Annotated in this window: 17 protein-coding genes; 7 read left to right on the plus strand and 10 right to left on the minus strand. The window is 70.6% G+C overall.

The genetic code is table 11. The features are described from left to right. The first annotated feature begins 18 nt into the window (after positions 1-18). Positions 19-234, plus strand: coding sequence for a dodecin (locus ABTX78_RS22465; protein WP_313942740.1), 216 nt, complete (start codon positions 19-21; stop codon positions 232-234). A 30-nt stretch (positions 235-264) separates the two neighbouring features. Here the strand turns inward: ABTX78_RS22465 and ABTX78_RS22470 are convergent, their stop codons facing one another. Beyond that, on the minus strand, positions 265-756 hold the full coding sequence (locus tag ABTX78_RS22470; protein ID WP_352208559.1) for a phosphatase domain-containing protein: 492 nt from the start codon (positions 754-756) through the stop codon (positions 265-267). 367 nt (positions 757-1,123) lie between these two features. Between ABTX78_RS22470 and ABTX78_RS22475 the strand changes: the two genes are divergently transcribed. After that, the gene (locus tag ABTX78_RS22475) at positions 1,124-2,140 is read left to right on the plus strand and encodes an MsnO8 family LLM class oxidoreductase (RefSeq protein WP_352208560.1); all 1,017 of its coding nucleotides are present in this window, start codon (positions 1,124-1,126) and stop codon (positions 2,138-2,140) included. A 72-nt stretch (positions 2,141-2,212) separates the two neighbouring features. Then, positions 2,213-3,502 (plus strand): damage-control phosphatase ARMT1 family protein, encoded by a 1,290-nt coding sequence (locus tag ABTX78_RS22480; RefSeq protein ID WP_502993928.1) that lies wholly within the window; start codon positions 2,213-2,215, stop codon positions 3,500-3,502. Here ABTX78_RS22480 and melC2 read toward each other — a convergent pair. From melC2 to ABTX78_RS22495, 3 genes are all read right to left on the minus strand, one after another. Continuing rightward, positions 3,499-4,326, minus strand: a complete 828-nt coding sequence (melC2, locus tag ABTX78_RS22485) for a tyrosinase MelC2 (RefSeq protein ID WP_352208561.1) — start codon at positions 4,324-4,326, stop codon at positions 3,499-3,501. The genes ABTX78_RS22480 and melC2 overlap by 4 nt on opposite strands. Positions 4,327-4,341: 15 nt before the next feature. Beyond that, positions 4,342-4,788, minus strand: a complete 447-nt coding sequence (gene melC1 / locus ABTX78_RS22490; RefSeq protein WP_352208562.1) for an apotyrosinase chaperone MelC1 — start codon at positions 4,786-4,788, stop codon at positions 4,342-4,344. Between the two features lie 326 nt (positions 4,789-5,114). Then, a complete protein-coding gene (locus ABTX78_RS22495; protein WP_352208563.1) occupies positions 5,115-6,092 on the minus strand; it encodes a LysR family transcriptional regulator in 978 nt (325 codons plus the stop codon). Between the two features lie 29 nt (positions 6,093-6,121). Between ABTX78_RS22495 and ABTX78_RS22500 the strand changes: the two genes are divergently transcribed. Further along, positions 6,122-7,045, plus strand: coding sequence for a serine hydrolase (locus ABTX78_RS22500; RefSeq protein WP_352208564.1), 924 nt, complete (start codon positions 6,122-6,124; stop codon positions 7,043-7,045). A gap of 96 nt (positions 7,046-7,141) precedes the next feature. Further along, positions 7,142-8,164: an MBL fold metallo-hydrolase gene (locus ABTX78_RS22505; protein ID WP_352208565.1), complete on the plus strand. Its 1,023-nt coding sequence runs from the start codon at positions 7,142-7,144 to the stop codon at positions 8,162-8,164. 21 nt (positions 8,165-8,185) lie between these two features. Here ABTX78_RS22505 and ABTX78_RS22510 read toward each other — a convergent pair whose 3' ends face one another. Genes ABTX78_RS22510 through ABTX78_RS22520 form a run of 3 tightly spaced genes read right to left on the minus strand, consistent with a single transcriptional unit; the run spans position 8,186 to position 11,591 of the window. Further along, positions 8,186-8,932, minus strand: coding sequence for a succinate dehydrogenase/fumarate reductase iron-sulfur subunit (locus ABTX78_RS22510; protein WP_352208566.1), 747 nt, complete (start codon positions 8,930-8,932; stop codon positions 8,186-8,188). Further along, entirely contained in the window at positions 8,929-10,884 is a 1,956-nt protein-coding gene (locus ABTX78_RS22515) for a fumarate reductase/succinate dehydrogenase flavoprotein subunit (RefSeq protein ID WP_352208567.1), read from the minus strand. Before ABTX78_RS22515 ends, ABTX78_RS22510 begins: the two co-directional genes overlap by 4 nt. A 2-nt stretch (positions 10,885-10,886) precedes the next feature. Then, positions 10,887-11,591, minus strand: a complete 705-nt coding sequence (locus ABTX78_RS22520; RefSeq protein ID WP_352208568.1) for a succinate dehydrogenase — start codon at positions 11,589-11,591, stop codon at positions 10,887-10,889. Between the two features lie 83 nt (positions 11,592-11,674). On the opposite strand from ABTX78_RS22520, the gene ABTX78_RS22525 reads away from it, so the two are divergent. Continuing rightward, complete coding sequence (locus tag ABTX78_RS22525) at positions 11,675-12,565, plus strand: LysR family transcriptional regulator (RefSeq protein WP_352208569.1); 891 nt, start codon at positions 11,675-11,677, stop codon at positions 12,563-12,565. A 205-nt stretch (positions 12,566-12,770) separates the two neighbouring features. On the opposite strand, the gene ABTX78_RS22530 is transcribed toward ABTX78_RS22525, so the two are convergent. The 3 genes from ABTX78_RS22530 to ABTX78_RS22540 all read right to left on the minus strand — a co-directional run bounded on the left by ABTX78_RS22530 (position 12,771) and on the right by ABTX78_RS22540 (position 16,963). Then, positions 12,771-14,936 (minus strand): putative bifunctional diguanylate cyclase/phosphodiesterase, encoded by a 2,166-nt coding sequence (locus ABTX78_RS22530; protein WP_502993929.1) that lies wholly within the window; start codon positions 14,934-14,936, stop codon positions 12,771-12,773. After that, complete coding sequence (locus ABTX78_RS22535) at positions 14,936-15,751, minus strand: SAM-dependent methyltransferase (RefSeq protein WP_352208584.1); 816 nt, start codon at positions 15,749-15,751, stop codon at positions 14,936-14,938. Before ABTX78_RS22535 ends, ABTX78_RS22530 begins: the two co-directional genes overlap by 1 nt. Positions 15,752-15,958: 207 nt before the next feature. Then, positions 15,959-16,963, minus strand: a complete 1,005-nt coding sequence (locus ABTX78_RS22540) for an SCO0930 family lipoprotein (protein WP_352208571.1) — start codon at positions 16,961-16,963, stop codon at positions 15,959-15,961. 444 nt (positions 16,964-17,407) lie between these two features. Here ABTX78_RS22540 and ABTX78_RS22545 point away from each other — a divergent pair, with 444 nt between their 5' ends. Then, positions 17,408-17,929 (plus strand): hypothetical protein, encoded by a 522-nt coding sequence (locus ABTX78_RS22545; RefSeq protein ID WP_352208572.1) that lies wholly within the window; start codon positions 17,408-17,410, stop codon positions 17,927-17,929. Positions 17,930-18,057 lie beyond the last annotated feature (128 nt).

Here is an 18,057-nt window from a genome sequence, read left to right on the forward strand (position 1 = left end):
GAGAGGAGTGCGACACCCATGTCGAATCACACCTACCGGGTCACCGAGATCGTCGGCACCTCCCCCGAAGGGATCGACGCCGCCATCCGCAACGGCATCAAGCGCGCCGGCCAGACCCTCCGAGGGCTGGACTGGTTCGAGGTGACCCAGGTCCGCGGCCACATCGTGGACGGGGAGATCGAGCACTACCAGGTCGGGCTGAAGGTCGGCTTCCGGCTCGAGGAGGGTGCCTGACCGCACCCGCCTCACCGGTTCGGCGGCGGATCAGGTGCGGCCTTCCCGTTCCTGCGCCTCCTTCATCGCCTCGGTCGTACCGGCCGCCCATTCGGCCCGTACGACCGGGAAACCGGCCTTCTCGGCCGCGTCGCACACCAGCTCGTCGTCGTCCACGAGCATCCGGATCTCCCGGTCCCGGCCGAGCCGCCGCAGGATCTCCACCTTGGTGGTGCGGGCGGGCCTGCGGTCGTCGTTGCGCCGCATGTGCACCGGCCCCACGGGCAGTCCCTGCGCGGCGAGCCAGGCCAGCGTGTCCTTGCGGCAGCGTTCCGGCCTGCCCGTGAGGTAGACGATGTCGCACTCCTCGGCGAACCGCAGACACAGCTCGACACCCTCGCTCAGCGGCGGATCCTTCGGCGCAGCGGCGAAGAACGCGTTCCAGTCGCGCGGCCTGCGCTCCAGGAACCGCTCCCGGTGTCCGGAGTCGGCAAGGGTTCCGTCCAGGTCGAATACGGCCAGCGGCCTGCTGTCTCGGGTCACGCACCCACCCTAGGCCGTGTCCACGAAGCCGCGGCTGGTCCGAGTCCGACGCCGCGCCCGACGGCGCTTGCGTACCCCGGCGTGCCGCCCGGCCCTCGTGGCGGCGGTACGCCGGTCGAGCGAGTCCACGTCGGGCAGGTCGTCTCTGTCTGGCCTGGTCGTCCGCGAGCCTCAGCCCCTCCGTGCACCTGGTTCACGTCGCTCACGTCCTCGGTCCACGCCGCCCGTGCGGCCCAGTGAGGGAGACAGCGATGACCTGCGGAACGTCCGGCACGTCGTCGCGATGAGCCGGGTCGATCACCGTCCTCGCGCCGCTCGCGCTCGCCCGCCCCGGGAATCCTGACGCGCCCACGGCGTTGCACCCTGTGTGAGCTCTGTGATCGCGTCCACCCGGCTGTCCGTACTCGACCGGTCCCGCACCCGCGAGGGGTACGACGGTCCCGCCGCCCTGCGGGACACGGTGTCCCTCGCCCGCGAGCTGGAGACGCTCGGGTACCACCGGTTCTGGGTCTCCGAGCACCACAGCGTCCCCGGGGTGGCCGGCTCCGCGCCGACCGTACTGGCGGCGGCGGTCGCGGCGGCGACCTCCACGATCCGGGTGGGCACGGGCGGTGTGATGCTGCCCAATCACCAACCCCTGGTGGTCGCCGAGCAGTTCGGGGTCCTGGAATCCCTGTTCCCCGGCCGGATCGACATGGGGCTGGGCCGGTCGGTCGGCTTCACGGACGGCATACGCAGAGCGCTGGGCCGGGACAAGAAGGACGCGGACGACTTCGACGGCCGGCTGACGGAACTGCTCGGCTGGTTCACCGGCGAGCAGTCGTCGCATCCTCAGGTGCACGCCCGCCCGGCGGAGGGCCTCCGGGTCCCGCCGTTCGTCCTCGCCACCGGTGAGGGAGCGCGCATCGCGGCGGAGGCCGGACTGCCGATGGTCATCGGGGACCTGCGGAGCCGGGACCGGATGCTGGCCGGCGTCGAACGCTACCGCCGCGACTTCAGACCCTCCGTCTGGTCCGATCTCCCCCATGTGACGATCTCCGGCACGGTCGCGGTCGCCGCCACGGAGGCGGAGGCCCACCGGTTGCTGATGCCGGAAGCCTGGTCGATGGCGTACTCCCGCACGCATGGCGTCTTCCCCCCGCTCCTTCCAACGGAGCGGATCGAGGCACTGACGATGACCGCGAAGGAGCGGGAGTTCTACGAGTCGGGGCTGCGGAGCCACATCGCCGGGACGGAGGACCAGGTCCTCGACGCGCTCGAGTCGGTGGTCAAGGACAGCGCCGCCGACGAGGTGCTGATCACGACCAGTACGTACGACCGCGTGTCACTGCTCGACTCCTACCGCAGGCTCGCGAGGATGGCCGGTCTCGGTGAACGCCCCTGACGGGGAGCGCGACTCCGGGACGAGACGACGAGCCGGCCCCACGGACCAGCGATACGCGAAGGGCTCAGCGACATGCCAGCACGCCACCCCCGTTCCTCCGACGTCCCGGACTCCCGTCCTCCGGTGGTCATGTGCAATGAACCCGGCAGCTTCGCCTGGGGCGTCCTGAACCGGCGCCATCCGGCCCTGATCCAGCAGGTGCGCGACGCCTTCCCCTACGCCCCGCGTCAACAGCGGGCACTCGACGCCCTGTTGGCCGAGATCACCGACGGAGTCGTCGAGCCCCTGGACGCGACGGCGAAGGACCGTGCGCTCTGGTCGGAGTGGGCGGAGCCGTACCTCGGACGGTCATGGTTCGACGCCCCCTTCCTGTGGGCGGAGAGCTACTTCTACCGCAAGCTCCTCGCGGCCCTCGCATACTTCGACGAAGGTCCCTGGCGGGGTGTGGACCCGTTCGCCCCCTTCAAGGACGCCGAACTGAGCAGCGCCGTCGTGGACGAGGAGCTGCGGGCCCTCGACGCACTCGCCGATCTGCCCGCCGAACCGCAGGCGTCCGCGCTGCTTCAGGCCTCGCTCTGGGGCAACCGTGCCGACCTCGGCTTCCGTGTCACGGCCGACGAGCCCGCCCGGACCGACACCGGTGCCGGTGCCGGCCTGGTGGCCGACGACAGCGCGCTGCTGTGGTCGATGCTGCCCGTGGGGACACCGGCCACCGTCGCGGTGGTCGCCGACAACGCGGGGCGGGAACTGATCCCCGACCTCATCCTCGTCGACCACCTCCTCGAACGCGGTCACGCGAGCGACGTCGTCCTGCACGTCAAGCCGTACCCGTACTACGTCTCCGACGCGACGACCACCGATGTCGTCGGCTGTCTCCGCCGGCTCGTCCGGGCGTCCGGCCGGGCCGGCGAGATCGGCAGGCGGCTGTGGACCGCGGCGGGAACCGGCCGCCTTGAGGTGCGCGCGCACCCGTTCTTCTGCGCACCGCTTCCCTACGAGGAGATGCCCGAGGATCTCGGCACGCAGTTCGCGTCCGTCTCGCTGACGATCCTGAAGGGCGACCTCAACTACCGCCGCCTGGTGGGCGACCGGCTGTGGCCGGCGACGACTCCCTTCGCGGACGTCACGGCGTACTTCCCCGGGGCCGTCGCGGCCCTGCGCACACTGAAGTCCGACGTGATCGTCGGACTGACCGAGGCGATGACCGATGCCCTCGACCGGACGGGCGCGGCCTGGCGCACCAGTGGCACCCACGCCCTGATCCAGGCCCGGCTCCAGGCCCGGCCCGCGCCGGCTGCGGCCTCGGGCCGGATCTCGCCCCGGCAGCCGACCACCGCCGACGACGGGCCGGACAACGCCTAGGCGGCCGTGTCGTAGGTGTAGTGCGGGGTGTGGTCGAGCATGTCCGCCGGCGTCACGTCGTTCCACGGGCGCATGGTGTCCCGCAGATCGACGACGTCGGGCGTGCCGGCGGCCGGGAGATACGGCGAGTCCGGGTGCCGGGTCTGCCAGTCGGCCCAGAGCTTGTCGATGAAGGCGTGGTGCAGCCAGAACACCGGGTCGTTCGGTGAGACACCGGTGCCCATCTGACCGCCGACCCAGACGTGGACGCGGTTGTGCAGATTGACGCCCCGCCAGCCCTCCAGGTGGTTGCGGAAGCTGTTGGACGCGCTGTTCCACGGCGGCGCGTCGTAGACCGGCATGGCGAGGACGGAGTCGACCTCGGCACGGGTCGGCAGCAGGCGGACACCGACACCCAGGTCACGGCGCAGATATCCGCGGCCGTCCACCCGGACACCGACGGGCCAGCGGCCGCCGGAGAAGGCGAACGGACCGTCCATCACCTGGCCGTCCCTGCTGCGGCCGGTGCCGCCGAGGAAGTCGGCCGCCCACAGCGACGACGCGGGGGTGCGGTCCACGGTCCAGTCCCAGTAGGGCAGGGCCACCGAGGGATCGACGGACTGGAGGGCCTGCTCGAACTGTATGAGGAATCGGCGGTGCCACGGCAGGAAGGACGGTGAACGGTGCCCCACACGGTCGCCGGTGTCGGTGTCACCCATGATGAAGGCGTTGTGGGTGGTGACGAAGGTGTCGTAGCGGCCGCTGCGCTTGAGCTCCAGCACGGCGTTGGTGAAACGGCGCTTCTCGTCGGCGGAGAGAATCGCCTGGTTCTTGCGTACGGTCATGGCGGGTCTCCTGGATCAGACGAGGTCGAGGGGAACGAGGTGGGCGCCCTGGAGTTCGGCGACGGCGGCGCGGGCCACGGCGAGCGGGGTCGGGTGCGGCTCGTAGTGGTTGACGACGCTGATCCAGGTGCCGTCGGCGTTGCTCATCACATGGAGTTCCTCGCCGTCGATGTGCACGCGGTAGCCGCCGTGGCCCTCGTGGCCTCCCTGGCCACCGTGCGCCTGGTGACCACCATGGCCGCTCCCGTGGCCCCCGTGACTGCCGTGCGCGGGGGCGCCCTGGATACGGCGTCCGAGGTAGACCTCGTCGAAGGGTGCGGGGCCGTCGGCCGGACGCTCGTCCCGGCCGCCGGCCGGGTGCGCTCCGGTGCCGGACGAGGCCCGGGCGGCGCCGGTGATGGCGAGGCCGGCTGCCGCGCCCGTGGCGGCGGTCAGGGCCTGACGGCGGGTGATTCTGGACATGGGTGTCCCCCCAGATATGGCTGTGCCGTGTCGGAAGGCGGCCCGTTGGTCAGGCGGACCGCCGTCGCCATGACTACAGGGCGGATTGCCCTGGGCCGAAGTCGGCAGGGGCCGGTTGGCCACCATGCGGACATGTCCTGATTCGAAGTGCAGCGTTGAACAAGATTGATCTTGTTCCACGGCGGTCGTCGCTCCGGAGAGGAGGCGAACATTCCGTTGTGAACATGCCATTCTTATGAAGAATTTACGGTAGAGGCCGGGAAGTTGTGCCGGTCCTCACATCTGAAACATGTCCGGAACATATGCCTCGACGGAGCCGCCACCCCTCAGCCGAACACGACGGACCAGGGCCTCGACTCCTGCTCCCCGGGCGGCTCCCCGCCCGCCGAAGAGGCCTCGGCGTGCAGCACGGTCGCCATGTCCCGCGACAGAACACCGGCCGCGATCTCTCCGAAGGCGCGCGCCGCCGCGTGCGGCGATCGCCTCGGCCGGACGGCACAGATGCGTTGCGCGAGGGGCCGGCCGGCCAGCGGCCGCCAGGCCACTCTGGGCTCCTTGCGCGCCACCGGCCCCTGGTCGAAGGCGACTCCGCAGCCCGCGGTCACCAGCCCGATGAGGAACTCCGCGTTGCGCGCGTGCCGGACGCGCCCGGGCACGAACCCCGCGGCCCGGCAGATGTCGAGCGTCCGGTCGTACCAGCCGGGCGCCGACGCCCGCGGAAACAGCACGAGATCCTGACCCGCGAGATCCCCGAGGCCCACTTCGGGAAGCCGGGTGAGCGGCGAGGTACGTGGCAGCACCACCCCCAACTCGACCCGGACCTCGGGGCCCGGCACCAGGTCGGTGGCATCGAACGGCCGGTGCACCAGCCCCGTGTCCAGCCCGCCGGAGGCCAGCAGCCGCAGCTGCTCGTCCGTCGTCACCTCCTGGAGGTCGACCCGTACGCCGGGCAGCCGCTCGGCGCACTCGGCGAGCAGCGCGCCGAGCGCCGCGGCCGGGGTGTCCGGAGGCACACCGGCACGCAGTGTGCCGAGACCGCCGTCGCGGGCCCGTCGGACGAGCGCTCTCGTACGCTCTTCCCGCGCCAGCAAGTCCCGTGCCTCGTCGAGCAGTACGGCTCCGGACGGTGTCAGCCTCACCTGCCGGTGGGTGCGGTCGAAGAGTTCGGCCCCGAGGTCGTCCTCCAGCCGCCGGATCGACCGGCTGAGCGGCGGCTGGGCCATGCCGAGCAGCTCGGCGGCCCGCCCGAAGTGCAGCTCCTCGGCGACGGCGACGAAAATACGCAGGTGGCGCAAGAGATCCACACCACGACCCTAGGGGAATGAGAGGCCGGATGCCGATCGAGGAGCAACTGCGCACCGTGTTCAGCCAGGCGGGGGCGGAAGGCCGGCTCCATGCGCGATCCATCGACGAGGACGACGCCGAAGGGCCGGTGGACACGGCCGGAGTCGGGTGCGCAGCGGACGAACCGGTCGTCCTCGCTTCGGTGTTCAAGGTGCTGCTGGTGCTGGAGTTCGCGCGGCAGTCCGTGGCCGGGCACCTCGATTCCCGTGAGCGGATTCGGATCACCGCGGATCACCGGCTCGGCGGCTGGGGCACCGCGGGCTGCCTGGACGACGTGGAACTGTCCCTGCGGGACCTGGCGCACTTCGCGATGTCGGTCAGCGACAACACGGCGGCGGACCTGCTGCTCGACCGGGTCGGCCGGGACACCCCCGACCTGCTGGCCAAGGAACTCGGCCTGGTGGAGACCCGCATCGTGGGCGGCCCTCGGCAGGTGCTGGAATCGATGCTCGCGGACGTGGGAGCGCGTGACGAGCGGGAGTTCGCCGCCGTGTTCCCCACTCTGCCTGCCGACGAGGTGCACCGGCTCGCCGCTCTCGACCCGCGGCGCACGAACAGCAGCACACCGCGCGAGATGACCCGGCTGCTGCGGATGATCTGGCGCGACGAGGCAGGACCGCCACAAGCCTGCGCACAGGTCCGGACGCTGATGTCACGTCAGGTCTTCCGGCACCGGCTGGCCGCGGGCTTCGGCGACGGCGTACGCGTGTCGGCGAAGACCGGCACGCTGCCCGGGCTGCACAACGAGGTGGGCGTGGTCCAGTATCCGGACGGCCGGCGGTACGCGGTCGCGGTGTTCGCCCATACACCGGGCCTCGCGGCGAACAGCACCCGCACGGACGTGGCGATCGGTACCGCCGCGCGCACCGCGGTGGATTTCCTCCGCCCGGCCGCCTCCCCGCGCCCGTCCTGACCCGGTCTCATACACCGGCGGGTATGGAAGGCGGCCGTTCCCGGTCTTGGACGGGCGTGGCCAGGTGCTGATCTTCTGCCTCGTATGAGCGAATCCATGAGTGACCGACAGACCGGCTCACGGCGTGAGGTCGTGCGGCGGACGCTGCTGAGGGGCGCGGCCCTGGGGGCGGCCGCACCGCTGCTCTCCGCCACCAGCGCGGGCGCGACGGGACCGGACGGAGCGTCGGCGACCCGGCCCGCTTCCACCTCGCAGGCGGACGCGGCCGTGCTCCGGTGGCTGGGCACCTCCGGCTGGCGTATCGGCATCGGCGCCCGGACCGTGCTGTTCGACCCGTACATCACCCGCTTCACCACGGGACTGTTCGGCCCGAAGGGCAGTTTCGACGCGCAGACGAGGCTGACGACGGACCACGGACTCGTCGACCGGCATGCCGGACGGCCTGAAGTGGTACTGGTCAGCCACACGCACTGGGACCACATCAACGATGTGCCCCACATCGCCAAGTCGACGGGGGCCCGGGTCATCGGCACGGAGACGACGTACCACGTACTGCGGGCGCTCGGTGTCGACGCGGCGCGGATCAGCGTGGTCAAGGGGGGTGAGGTGCTGGCCTTCGACGGCTACACCGTCGAGGTCGTGGCCGGCCGGCACAGCCGTAACGCCTCCTACTCCTACTTCGCCCCCGGCACCCTCCACGCCCCGCCCCACCGCGCTCCGCGGACGATCTCCGACCTGCCCGAGGGCGACACCCTCGCCTTCCAGGTGACCGTGGACGGCGGCCCCTCGGTCTACCTCATGGGTGCGAGTGACGTCGACGAACGGTCGGCACAGGGCCTGCGGCCGGACATCCTGATGGCCGCGACGCCCGCGTCCGCGTCCACGCACCGCTATCTGCCCCGGCTGCTGGAGGCACTCGACCACCCGGCGACGGTCGTGCCCGTGCACTGGGACAACTTCGAGAAACCGCTCGCCTCCCCGCCCCGGCGTGACCCCTCCGTCGACCTGGACGCCTTCGTGGCCGAGGTCGGGCGGCTCAGTCCCGCGTCCAGGGTGGTCGTCCCCGACTACGTGACGGACTTCGGAGGGGACATGCGTGCCCTGCCGCCCACGGGCTGATCCGCACTCCGGGCCGGGGGTCTAGCGGCGGGCCTTGCGGTTGGCGCGCAGCCACTCCTTGTTCATGGCGGCGATGGACGGCAGCGGAATGCCCTTGGGGCAGGCGGTCGCGCACTCCCCCGTGAGGGTGCAGCCGCCGAAGCCCTCCTCGTCCATCGTCGCCACCATGTCCAGTACCCGGGTCTCGCGTTCCGGCGCGCCCTGAGGCAGCACATTGAGATGGTTGATCTTCGCGGAGGTGAAGAGCATCGCCGAGCCGTTCGGGCAGGCCGCGACGCAGGCGCCACAGCCGATGCACTCGGCGTGCTCGAAGGCGAAGTCGGCGTCCGGCTTGGGCACCGGGGTGGCATGCGCCTCGGGGGCGGCGCCGGTGGGCGCGGTGATGTAACCGCCGGCCTGGATGATCCGGTCGAAGGCCGAGCGGTCCACCACCAGGTCCTTGACGACGGGAAAGGCGGAGGCGCGCCACGGCTCGACGTCGATGGTGTCGCCGTCCCGGAACGAGCGCATGTGGAGTTGGCAGGTGGTGGTGCGTTCCGGCCCGTGGGCGTCGCCGTTGATGACCAGGGAACAGGCACCGCAGATGCCCTCCCGGCAGTCGTGGTCGAAGGCGACCGGGTCCTCACCGCGCAGGATGAGCTCTTCGTTGAGGGTGTCGAGCATCTCCAGGAACGACATGTCCGGGGAGATGCCGTCCACCTCGTAGGTGGCCATGGCGCCGGGTGCGTCGGCGCCGTGCTGACGCCACACGCGCAGGTTGAGCTTCATGCGTAGCTCCGCTGAGTGGGGTGGACGTAGTCGAAGACGAGGTCTTCCTTGTGCAGGAGGGGCGCCCTGCCGGTGCCCGTGAACTCCCAGGCCGCGGCGTAGGCGTAGGTGTCGTCCCTGCGTTCCGCCTCGCCGTCGGCGGTCTGGGACTCCTCGCGGAAGTGACCGCCGCAGGATTCGGCGCGGTGGAGGGCATCGAGGCACATCAGCTCGGCGAGTTCCAGGTAGTCGACGATCCGGTTGGCCTTCTCCAGCGACTGGTTGAACTCCTGGCCCGTGCCCGGCACCTTGATGCGGCGCCAGAATTCCTCACGGATCTGCGGGATGCGGTCGAGCGCCTTGCGCAGCCCCTCTTCGGTGCGCGCCATGCCGCAGAACTCCCACATCAGCTCGCCGAGTTCACGGTGGAAGGAGTCGGGGGTGCGGTCGCCGTCCACGGAGAGCAGCAGGTTGAGCCGGTCCGCGGTATCGGCGAGTGCCTCGGCGACCGCGGGGTGCGAGGCGTCCGGCGTGCCGTCCATGGGGGTGCGTGCCAGGTAGTCGTTGATGGTGGACGGCAGGACGAAGTAGCCGTCGGCGAGGCCCTGCATCAGGGCGGACGCGCCGAGCCGGTTCGCGCCGTGGTCGGAGAAGTTGGCCTCGCCGATGGCGAACAGCCCGGGAACGGTGGTCTGCAGGTCGTAGTCGACCCACAGTCCGCCCATCGTGTAGTGCACGGCGGGATAGATCCGCATCGGGACCTCGTAGGGGTTCTCCGCGGTGATCCGCTCGTACATCTCGAAGAGGTTGCCGTACTTCTCCTCGACCTTCGCCCTGCCCATCCGGCCGATGGCGTCGGCGAAGTCGAGGTAGACGCCCTGGCCGCCGGGGCCGACTCCGCGGCCCTCGTCGCAGACGTTCTTCGCGGCCCGCGAGGCGATGTCGCGCGGCACGAGGTTGCCGAAGGCGGGGTAGATCCGCTCCAGGTAGTAGTCCCGCTCGTCCTCGGGGATCTCGTTCGCCGGCCGTTCGTCACCCCGTGCCTTCGGGACCCAGATCCGCCCGTCGTTGCGCAGCGACTCGCTCATCAGCGTCAGCTTGGACTGGTGGTCGCCGGTACGCGGGATACAGGTGGGGTGGATCTGGGTGAAACAGGGGTTGGCGAACAGAGCGCCGCGCCGGTGGGCGCGCCACACCGCGGTGGCGTTGGAGTTCATGGCGTTCGTCGACAGATAGAAGACGTTGCCGTAGCCGCCGGTGGCGAGGACCACCGCGTCGGCGAAGTGGCTGGTGATCTCGCCCGTGATCAAGTCCCGGGCCACGATGCCGCGGGCCCGTCCGTCGATGACGATCAGATCGAGCATCTCGGTGCGGGCGTGCAGGTTGACCGTGCCCGCGGCGATCTGCCGGGACAGGGCCTGGTACGCGCCGAGCAGCAGTTGCTGGCCCGTCTGGCCGCGGGCGTAGAAGGTGCGGGAGACCTGGACACCGCCGAAGGAACGGGTGTCGAGCAGTCCGCCGTACTCCCGGGCGAACGGGACGCCCTGGGCCACGCACTGGTCGATGATCTCCACGGAGATCTGCGCGAGCCGGTGCACGTTGGACTCGCGCGCCCGGAAGTCGCCGCCCTTGACCGTGTCGTAGAACAGGCGGTGGATCGAGTCGCCGTCGTTGCGGTAGTTCTTGGCCGCGTTGATGCCGCCCTGCGCGGCGATGGAGTGTGCCCGGCGGGGCGAGTCCTGGTAGCAGAACTGCTCGACGTGGTAGCCCTGTTCGCCGAGGGTCGCACCGGCGGCTCCGCCGGCGAGGCCGGTGCCCACGACGATGACGGTGTGTTTGCGGCGGTTGGCCGGGTTGACCAGCCGGGCCTCGAAGCGGCGGCGGTCCCAGCGCTCGGCGATGGGCCCTTCGGGTGCCTTGGTGTCGGCGATCGGATCGCCGGTCGTGAAGGCGGCGTAGTCGATGGAGTTCATGGTCAGTTCACCACTCCGGTCATGACGCCGACGGGTACGGCGATGAAGCCCGCGGTCAGCGCCAGCGCGAGCCCGTTGGCGAGGGTCTTGAGTGCGCAGTCCCGGGCGGCGTTGCCGACGCCGAGCGTCTGGGCCGCGCTCCAGAAGCCGTGCCTGATGTGCAGGCCCACGGCCACCATCGCGACGATGTAGATGACGTTGCCGTACCAGGTGGAGAAGGTGGCGACGACGTTCTCGTAGGGGTGCCCGGGCTGTGCGCGTTCGTTGACCGTGAGGGTGGTCAGGTCGAGAAGGTGCCAGACGATGAACAGCGCGACGATGATGCCGCCCCAGCGCATGGTGCGGGTGGCGTAGCTCGCGCGCTTGCGCCGGTGGACGTAGCGGTCCGGTCGGGCCTTGAGGTCGAGCCTGCTGAGCTGGTACGCGGAGACCACGTGCGCGACCACGGCGGCGACGAGCAGAAGACGGACACCCCACAGCGCCCACTCGTAGTGGAGGAACGGCTCTCCCAGCGTGCGGAGCCAGTGCGCGTAGCCGTTGAATTCGCCGGGCCCGAAGAAGACCTTCAGGTTGCCGAGGACGTGGGCGACGAGATACCCGAGCATGATCAGGCCGCTCACGGCCATGACCGTCTTCTTGCCGATCGTCGATCCCCAGAAGGTGCGCGGGGGCGACGGTTTTCGGTCCGTCCGCGTTGCCAGAGCCATGCAAGGAACCTACGGCCGCAGCCCTCCAGAGGTCCAAGACATGATCCTGCTGATCTCCATAGACATCCCCTATCATGAGTCCCATGCAGTTCCAGCAGCTCCTCTATTTCGTCGCGGTCGCCGAGACACGGCACTTCACCCACGCGGCCGAGCGCGTGCATGTGTCCCAGCCCTCGCTCTCCCAGCAGATCCGGGCGCTGGAGAAGGAACTGGGCGCGACCCTGTTCAGCCGCGCCCGGGGAAACATCGCGCTCACCGAGGCGGGCGAGGCGCTGCTGCCCCTCGCCCGCCGCATCCTCGCGGACGCCGACACCGCACGGCACGAGGTGCAGGAACTGGTCCAGCTGCGGCGCGGCCGGGTGCGGCTGGGGGCCACCCCGAGCCTGTGCACGGGCCTCCTCCCGGACGTCCTGCGCGTCTTCCACGACCGGCATCCGAGCATCGAGCTGCTGATCGAGGAGGGCGGCTCGCACGATCTCGTACGTGAGCTGGCGCGCGGCGCTCTTGATCTGGCACTGATCGTGCTGCCTCTGCCACCCGCCTCGCCCGCCCTGACCACCGTGGAGCTGCTGCGGGAGGACCTGGTGGTGGTGTCGGCGGCCACGGCGAACCCGCCGCGCAGTCCCGTGCGCATCGCCGATCTGCGCGATCAGCCGCTGGTGATGTTCCGGCACGGCTACGACCTGCGGGAGCTCACCGTGGCCGCCTGCCGCGCGGAGGGCTTCGAGCCGACCTTCACCGTCGAGGGCGGCGAGATGGACGCCGTGCTGGGTTTCGTACGGGCGGGTCTCGGCGTCGCCGTGGTGCCGAGCATGGTGGCCGGCCGTGCGGGCCCGGACCTGCGCGTCACCCCGCTGGCCCCTCCCGGGCTGCGCCGCACCATCGCTCTGGCCCACCGCAGCGACGTGGCACCGCCGCGCGCTGCCCGTGAGCTCCAGACGGTGCTGTTCGGCTCACGGGCGGCGGTGCTCTGACGGGCCGGCCCCGGCGAGCGCGCCGGGGCGGCCCCCCGAGTGCCGTCGGGCGGGCCCCGCGCGTGATCGCGGGCGCCCCGCGCGTGCGCTCGGTCCCTGCGGGCCCGGCCGGGCAAGCCCGGCGGGCGCGCCGACCAGATCTCGCAGCTGCTTCAAGCAGACCCCGGCCGGCCCTCCGCTCCGCTCCGGTCAGCCGGGTGCTTCGCTACACCGCGTCTGCCATCGACAGCGCGTGCAGCTGGTCCGGCGGCCCCGGCCTGGCGTAGTACCAGCCCTGGGCGGTGTCGCAGCCGAGTTCCCGCAGCTGCTCCGCCTGTGCCCCGGTCTCCACGCCTTCCACCGTCACGGCGAGCTCCAGGCTGTGCGCCAGGGTGACGATGCCTTCGACGATCTTCAGGTCCACCGGATCCGCCGGATGGCGCTGCATCCCCTGGGTGAAGGAGCGGTCGAGCTTGAGGACACTGACCGGCAGCCGGCGCAGATTGGCGAGGTTGGAGTAGCCCGTGCCGAAGTCGTCGAGCGCTATGTCGACGCCCATCTCCGCGAGTTGGCGCAGCGGCTTCAGCAGATCCTCGTTCGCGCCGATGAGCGCGGACTCGGTGACCTCCAGGCACAGCGCGCCGGGCTCCAGCCCGGAGCGTTCCAGGACATCGACGGTGTCGGCGACCAGTCCCGGGTGATGGAGCTGGGTCGGCGACAGATTGACGTTGATCCGCAGCGGGCCTCCGTCGCTGTGCCGCTCCTGCCAGTACCTCGCCTGACGTACGGCCTCCTGGAGCACCCAGCGGCCGAGCGGCACGATGAGACCGGTGTGTTCGGCGAGCGGGATGAACTGGTCGGGGCCGAGGACCCCGTGCTGCGGATGGCACCAGCGCACGAGCGCCTCGGCCCCGTGCACCGTCCCGTCGCCGAGGTGCACCAGCGGCTGGTACTCGATGAAGAACTCGCCGCGCTCCAGCGCCGCGGGCAGCGCGGTCGTCAGCCCGTGCCGGGTGATCGCGCGGGCGTCCGCCTCCGGGTCGGCGAGCTCGAAGCGGTTGCCACCCGCCGACTTGGCCCGGTACATCGTGATGTCGGCGCTGCGGAGCACTTCGGCAGCGGTCCGCTCGCCGGCGGGTCCCTCGACGATCCCGATGCTGCCGCGGACCGTGAACTCCCGGCCGTCGACGCGGATCGGCGAGCCGAGGGCGGCGAGGATGCGGCTCGCGAGTTCGTCGACCTGGCTCTCGGTGTCGGGCCCCGTGGTCAGGGCGACGAACTCGTCGCCACCGAGCCGGGCCACCATCTCCCCCGGCGCGGTGGCACAGCTCTGCAGCCGGTCGGCCACCTCCACCAGCAGCCGGTCGCCGACCGCGTGACCGAGGCTGTCGTTGATGGCCTTGAAGCCGTCGAGGTCGAGATAGCACAGCCCGAACCGGGAGCCCTCGCCCGCCGCGAGCGCCTTCTCCAGCCGCTCGAAGAACAGCGTCCTGTTCGGCAGGCCGGTGAGAGCGTCGTGCGTGGCCTCGTAGCGCAGCCGCAGGTTGAGCAGCCGCCGCTCCGTGGTGTCCTCCATCAGCGCGAGCTGGTACTGCGGCCGGCCGTCGGGGTCGCGCAGCAGAGAGACCGTCAGATTGGTCCACAGCACGGTGCCGTCGTTGCGGAAGAAGGGCTTCTCGACGTGGAAATGCTCGCGGTCGCCCTTCACCAACTCCTGGTGCAACTGCCAGACATGAGGCCGGTCCTCGGGGTGCGACCAGTCGGACACCCTCTTGCCGCGCACATGGTTCTCGAGACCGCCGAACATGCGCAGCAGGGTCCCGTTCACCTCCAGGATGTTGCCTTCGAGGTCGGCGATGCCGATACCGATCGCAGCCCCTTCGAAGACCGCGCGGAACCGGGTCTCGGTGGCGTGCAGCGCCTCGACCGCGTCCGTGCGCGCCTGGAGCGAGGAGCGCGCGATGGCCTCCTGCTCGGCGAGTGTGCGCTCGCGAAGGCCCTGCGCGAAACCGGCGGCCAGTGCGTGCTGGAGCCGGGCGCAGCGTGCGCGGCTCTCCTCGGCCGTCTGCTCGATCTCTCCGCTGCCGCAGTAGAGCACCAGATAGGAGTCGATGACGCCGAGGGTGCGGCTGAGCGCTTCGGGATCGGTGCAGTGGGCGTCGACGAGGGCGGCGCCGATCCGCTGAACGGCCTGCGGATCGAAGGTGCGGCCGTGCAGCGACTCGCTCAACTGCCGAGCCAGCGGCAGCAGATGCTGCTCGACCTCGATACGGGTCAGCGAGGTCGCCGTCACAGGGAAGACGGCGCGGCTCCATATCGTCGCGAATCTGCGGAGTCTGCCCTCGAGACCGTCCGGGTCCGCCGCGGAACCCGCCGCCTGCGACGGCGCCATCACGCCCTGCGCCCCACCCCGGCGAAGCCAGAAAAGGCGTATGGGTCCTCCTCCTGGTCGGCGGTGGCGTCGGGGCGCCAGAGGGGCATGGACACCAGACCGGGCTCGACCATCTCGTACCCCTCGAAGAATCGCGCGATTTCCTCGCGCGAACGCATGACCAGCGGATTGCGGATGTCCCGGTAGACGCCGACGGCGCCGACCGCCCGCTCCTCGGGCACCGGGACTCCGTCGTACGAGGCGTGGGTGAGGATGAGGAGGCTGCCGGGCGCCAGCGCCTCCCGCAACTCCGTCACCGCGGCGATCGGATCGTCCGCGTCCTCGATGAAGTGGAGCACGGCGACCAGCAGGAGCGCCACCGGCTGCCGCAGATCCAGCATCGAGGAGACCTCGGAACTGTCCAGGATCTGCTGCGGCTTGCGCAGATCGGCGGAGGCCACGGTCGCCCGGGAGTTCCCTTCGAGCACGGCCCGGCCGTGGGCGACGGCGACCGGGTCGTGATCGACGTAGACCACGCGCGCCTCGTCGGAAGCCTTCTGCGCCACTTCGTGGACGTTGCCGAACGTCGGAATGCCCGAGCCGATGTCGAGGAACTGCGTGACGCCCTCGCTCACCGCGTACCGGACAGCCCGCCGCATGAACGCACGGTTCGCCTGCATGATCTTCGGCAGACCCGGAAGGAACTCCATCGCCTTGCGGGCGGCCTCCCGGTCGACCTCGAAATTGTGCGAACCGCCCAGGTAGTAGTCGTAAATGCGGGACACGCTCGGCACCGAAATGTCGATGCCCTGCGGGGCCCAGGCGGGACGCTCCATCGATGTCTCCAACAAGTCGCCACGGGGGAAGTCGGCCACGTCCATGGCCAGTTGTTCGAGCCGAGGCTACTGATCGCCCGCCAAGAGGGCGAGCCCAAACGGAAATTCGCGGTCCGTTCTTGGTCACACGACGACGCGACGGCAGCCGGCCCGCCATCACGCGAGGGGCGTGAGACGGGCCGGCTGAGGCCGGGCGCTGCGTGGGGACTACTTGGGCGCTCCGACCGGCTTGCCCTCGGGTGTCACGACGTACCAAGTACCGCCGACACCCTGTCCGTTGGTGTCTCCGGGCTTGGCGTCACCCGCGAAGGTGTAGATCGGCCAGCAGTCGATCGTCTGCTGCTTGATGCCGTCGGGACGGTCGAAGGTGACGAAGCCCTTCTTCAGGATTCCCTTGGTGTCGTTCTTGGAGACGGGGGCGACAACCGGCCACTTCTTGAGGCACTCGCCGGTGCAGGCCGTCTTCATCGGCCATGCGCTGTCCTTCATAAACCGGTAGACCGTCATACCGTTCTTGTCGACGACGATCTCACCGAGCTCGGCGTCCTTGCGGGTGGACAGTCCCGCCTGGTCAGCGGGCTGACCGCCGGCCTCGGCGCCGCCGTCGCCGTAGTCCGCACCGCCACCGGAGCCGGCCTCGGCTCCGCCGCCCGCCTTCTTGCCGTCGGGGGCGGAGGCGTACCAGGTGCCGCCGACGCCTTGGCCCTTGGCGTCGCCCGCCTTCGTGTCCTTGGCGTAGCGGTACATCGGCCAGCCGCCGATGGTGAGCTGCTTGGAGCCGTCGGACCGGGTGACCTCGCCGATCAGCGCGGCGTCGATCCCGGGAGCGGCAGAGGCGCCGCCGGCCGCCACGACGGGCCAGGTCTTGGCGCACTCGCCCTCGCAGCTGGACTTCGGCGGGGAGGCGGTGTCCTTGTCGAAGCGGTAGAGCGTGAGGCCGGCGCTGTCCGTGACGACCTTGCCGAGTTGCTTGCTGTCCCAGACGGCGAGCTGGCCGGCCGGCTTGGCCGCCGCCCCCTGAGCGTTCGCACCGGCGCCGGACCCGTAGTCGGATCCGTATCCGCCGCTTCCGGGCTGCTGGCCTGCCGGGTTGGCCGCGCCGACGGCCTGACCGTTGGGGGTCTGCGTACCCTGTTCCTGACCGCACGCCGTCGTCAGCGCGAGTACGGCCGCCGCAGTCACCGCGAGGGAGGCGTTACGCCAGGTGTTCATGTCCACTCCTGTTGTCCTCTGAGCCTGTTGCGACGCCTGGGTGCGCCGTTCATGGCTCTAGGTACGGACAGGGAGCCGCTCAGTGTTCAACGAGGTTGAGAAAAACTTCCGGAGCGCTGATGTGGAGGTCCGCGTTCCGCCGACGGCGCCCCCGCGTCCGCGCGGAATGGCTCGATCTCATCCGCCCCACCCGCTGCACCTGTCACATCGTGGGAGCCCCGCACAGGTGGCCGCGCGCAGCGGGACCCCTCTTCCCATCCGGGACCGGCGGGGACCGCGCGACACGCCCGCATGTCCTCCAGCCGGGGGAACGAGTAACCCATTCGCCGGACAGCGATCGCGTCCCGCCCCCCTCACTCCTAGCGTTTCGCTCATCGAGGGGCATTCTCTGCCTTTTGTGGAAATCGGTTCCGCGCCTGCTCCTCGGGGACCGGAGGATTCACCATGCGCGCGATACGTGCCGCAACAGCCACTCTGCTGGGAGCGGCTTCTCTCGCCCTGGCCGCCCCCTTCGCGGTGGCCGACGACGACGCCAAGCAGACCTCGCCGCTGTTCACCGTCAGTCCCTCGACGGTCTCCCCGGGCGGGCGGGTCAATCTGTCCGCCAGCGGCTGCGACACCACGGCCTATGCCTCGTCAGGCGTCTTCGACGCCGTGACCATCCAGCCCGGCACCTCCGCCTCCGCCGTGGTGGACTCCGACGCCAGGCCGGGTGCCCAGTACTCCGTCCAGTTCAATTGCGGCAACGACCGGGGCACCTTCAACCTCACCATCGCGGGCGGCCGCTCCACGCCGACGACCGGCTCCACCGTCACCACGACGCCCCAGGGTGTCCAGGGCGGGCTCGGCGGCAGTGTCGGAGGCCTGGAACGCGGCGAGGTCGCCGCGGGCGCCGGACTCGTCCTGGCCGCCGCCACCGCGACCGTCTTCGTTCTCCGCAGGCGGGTGGCCGACCGCCGGCACTGACCGGCGCGCCACTCCCCCGTACCGTCAAAGCCCGTCGCCCCGTCGGCCGAGATCGCCCGCCACGGCGAGGACATGCGGACCGCGCCGGAGACCGCCGAGGCGTTGTCCGAGCTGCTGGAGGACAAGAT

Origin of the sequence: Streptomyces sp. NPDC096193, assembly GCF_040302905.1 — a bacterium.
Taxonomy (GTDB): domain Bacteria; phylum Actinomycetota; class Actinomycetes; order Streptomycetales; family Streptomycetaceae; genus Streptomyces.

Coding starts and splice junctions, on each gene's coding strand:
- ABTX78_RS22465 (WP_313942740.1), top strand. CDS start 19: ATGTCGAATCACACCTACCGGGTCACCGAGATCGTCGGCACCTCCCCC.
- ABTX78_RS22480 (WP_502993928.1), top strand. CDS start 2,213: ATGCCAGCACGCCACCCCCGTTCCTCCGACGTCCCGGACTCCCGTCCT.
- melC2 (WP_352208561.1), bottom strand. CDS start 4,326: ATGACCGTACGCAAGAACCAGGCGATTCTCTCCGCCGACGAGAAGCGC.
- melC1 (WP_352208562.1), bottom strand. CDS start 4,788: ATGTCCAGAATCACCCGCCGTCAGGCCCTGACCGCCGCCACGGGCGCG.
- ABTX78_RS22500 (WP_352208564.1), top strand. CDS start 6,122: ATGCCGATCGAGGAGCAACTGCGCACCGTGTTCAGCCAGGCGGGGGCG.
- ABTX78_RS22505 (WP_352208565.1), top strand. CDS start 7,142: ATGAGTGACCGACAGACCGGCTCACGGCGTGAGGTCGTGCGGCGGACG.
- ABTX78_RS22510 (WP_352208566.1), bottom strand. CDS start 8,932: ATGAAGCTCAACCTGCGCGTGTGGCGTCAGCACGGCGCCGACGCACCC.
- ABTX78_RS22515 (WP_352208567.1), bottom strand. CDS start 10,884: ATGAACTCCATCGACTACGCCGCCTTCACGACCGGCGATCCGATCGCC.
- ABTX78_RS22520 (WP_352208568.1), bottom strand. CDS start 11,591: ATGGCTCTGGCAACGCGGACGGACCGAAAACCGTCGCCCCCGCGCACC.
- ABTX78_RS22525 (WP_352208569.1), top strand. CDS start 11,675: ATGCAGTTCCAGCAGCTCCTCTATTTCGTCGCGGTCGCCGAGACACGG.
- ABTX78_RS22530 (WP_502993929.1), bottom strand. CDS start 14,936: ATGGCGCCGTCGCAGGCGGCGGGTTCCGCGGCGGACCCGGACGGTCTC.
- ABTX78_RS22535 (WP_352208584.1), bottom strand. CDS start 15,751: ATGGAGCGTCCCGCCTGGGCCCCGCAGGGCATCGACATTTCGGTGCCG.
- ABTX78_RS22540 (WP_352208571.1), bottom strand. CDS start 16,963: ATGAACACCTGGCGTAACGCCTCCCTCGCGGTGACTGCGGCGGCCGTA.
- ABTX78_RS22545 (WP_352208572.1), top strand. CDS start 17,408: ATGCGCGCGATACGTGCCGCAACAGCCACTCTGCTGGGAGCGGCTTCT.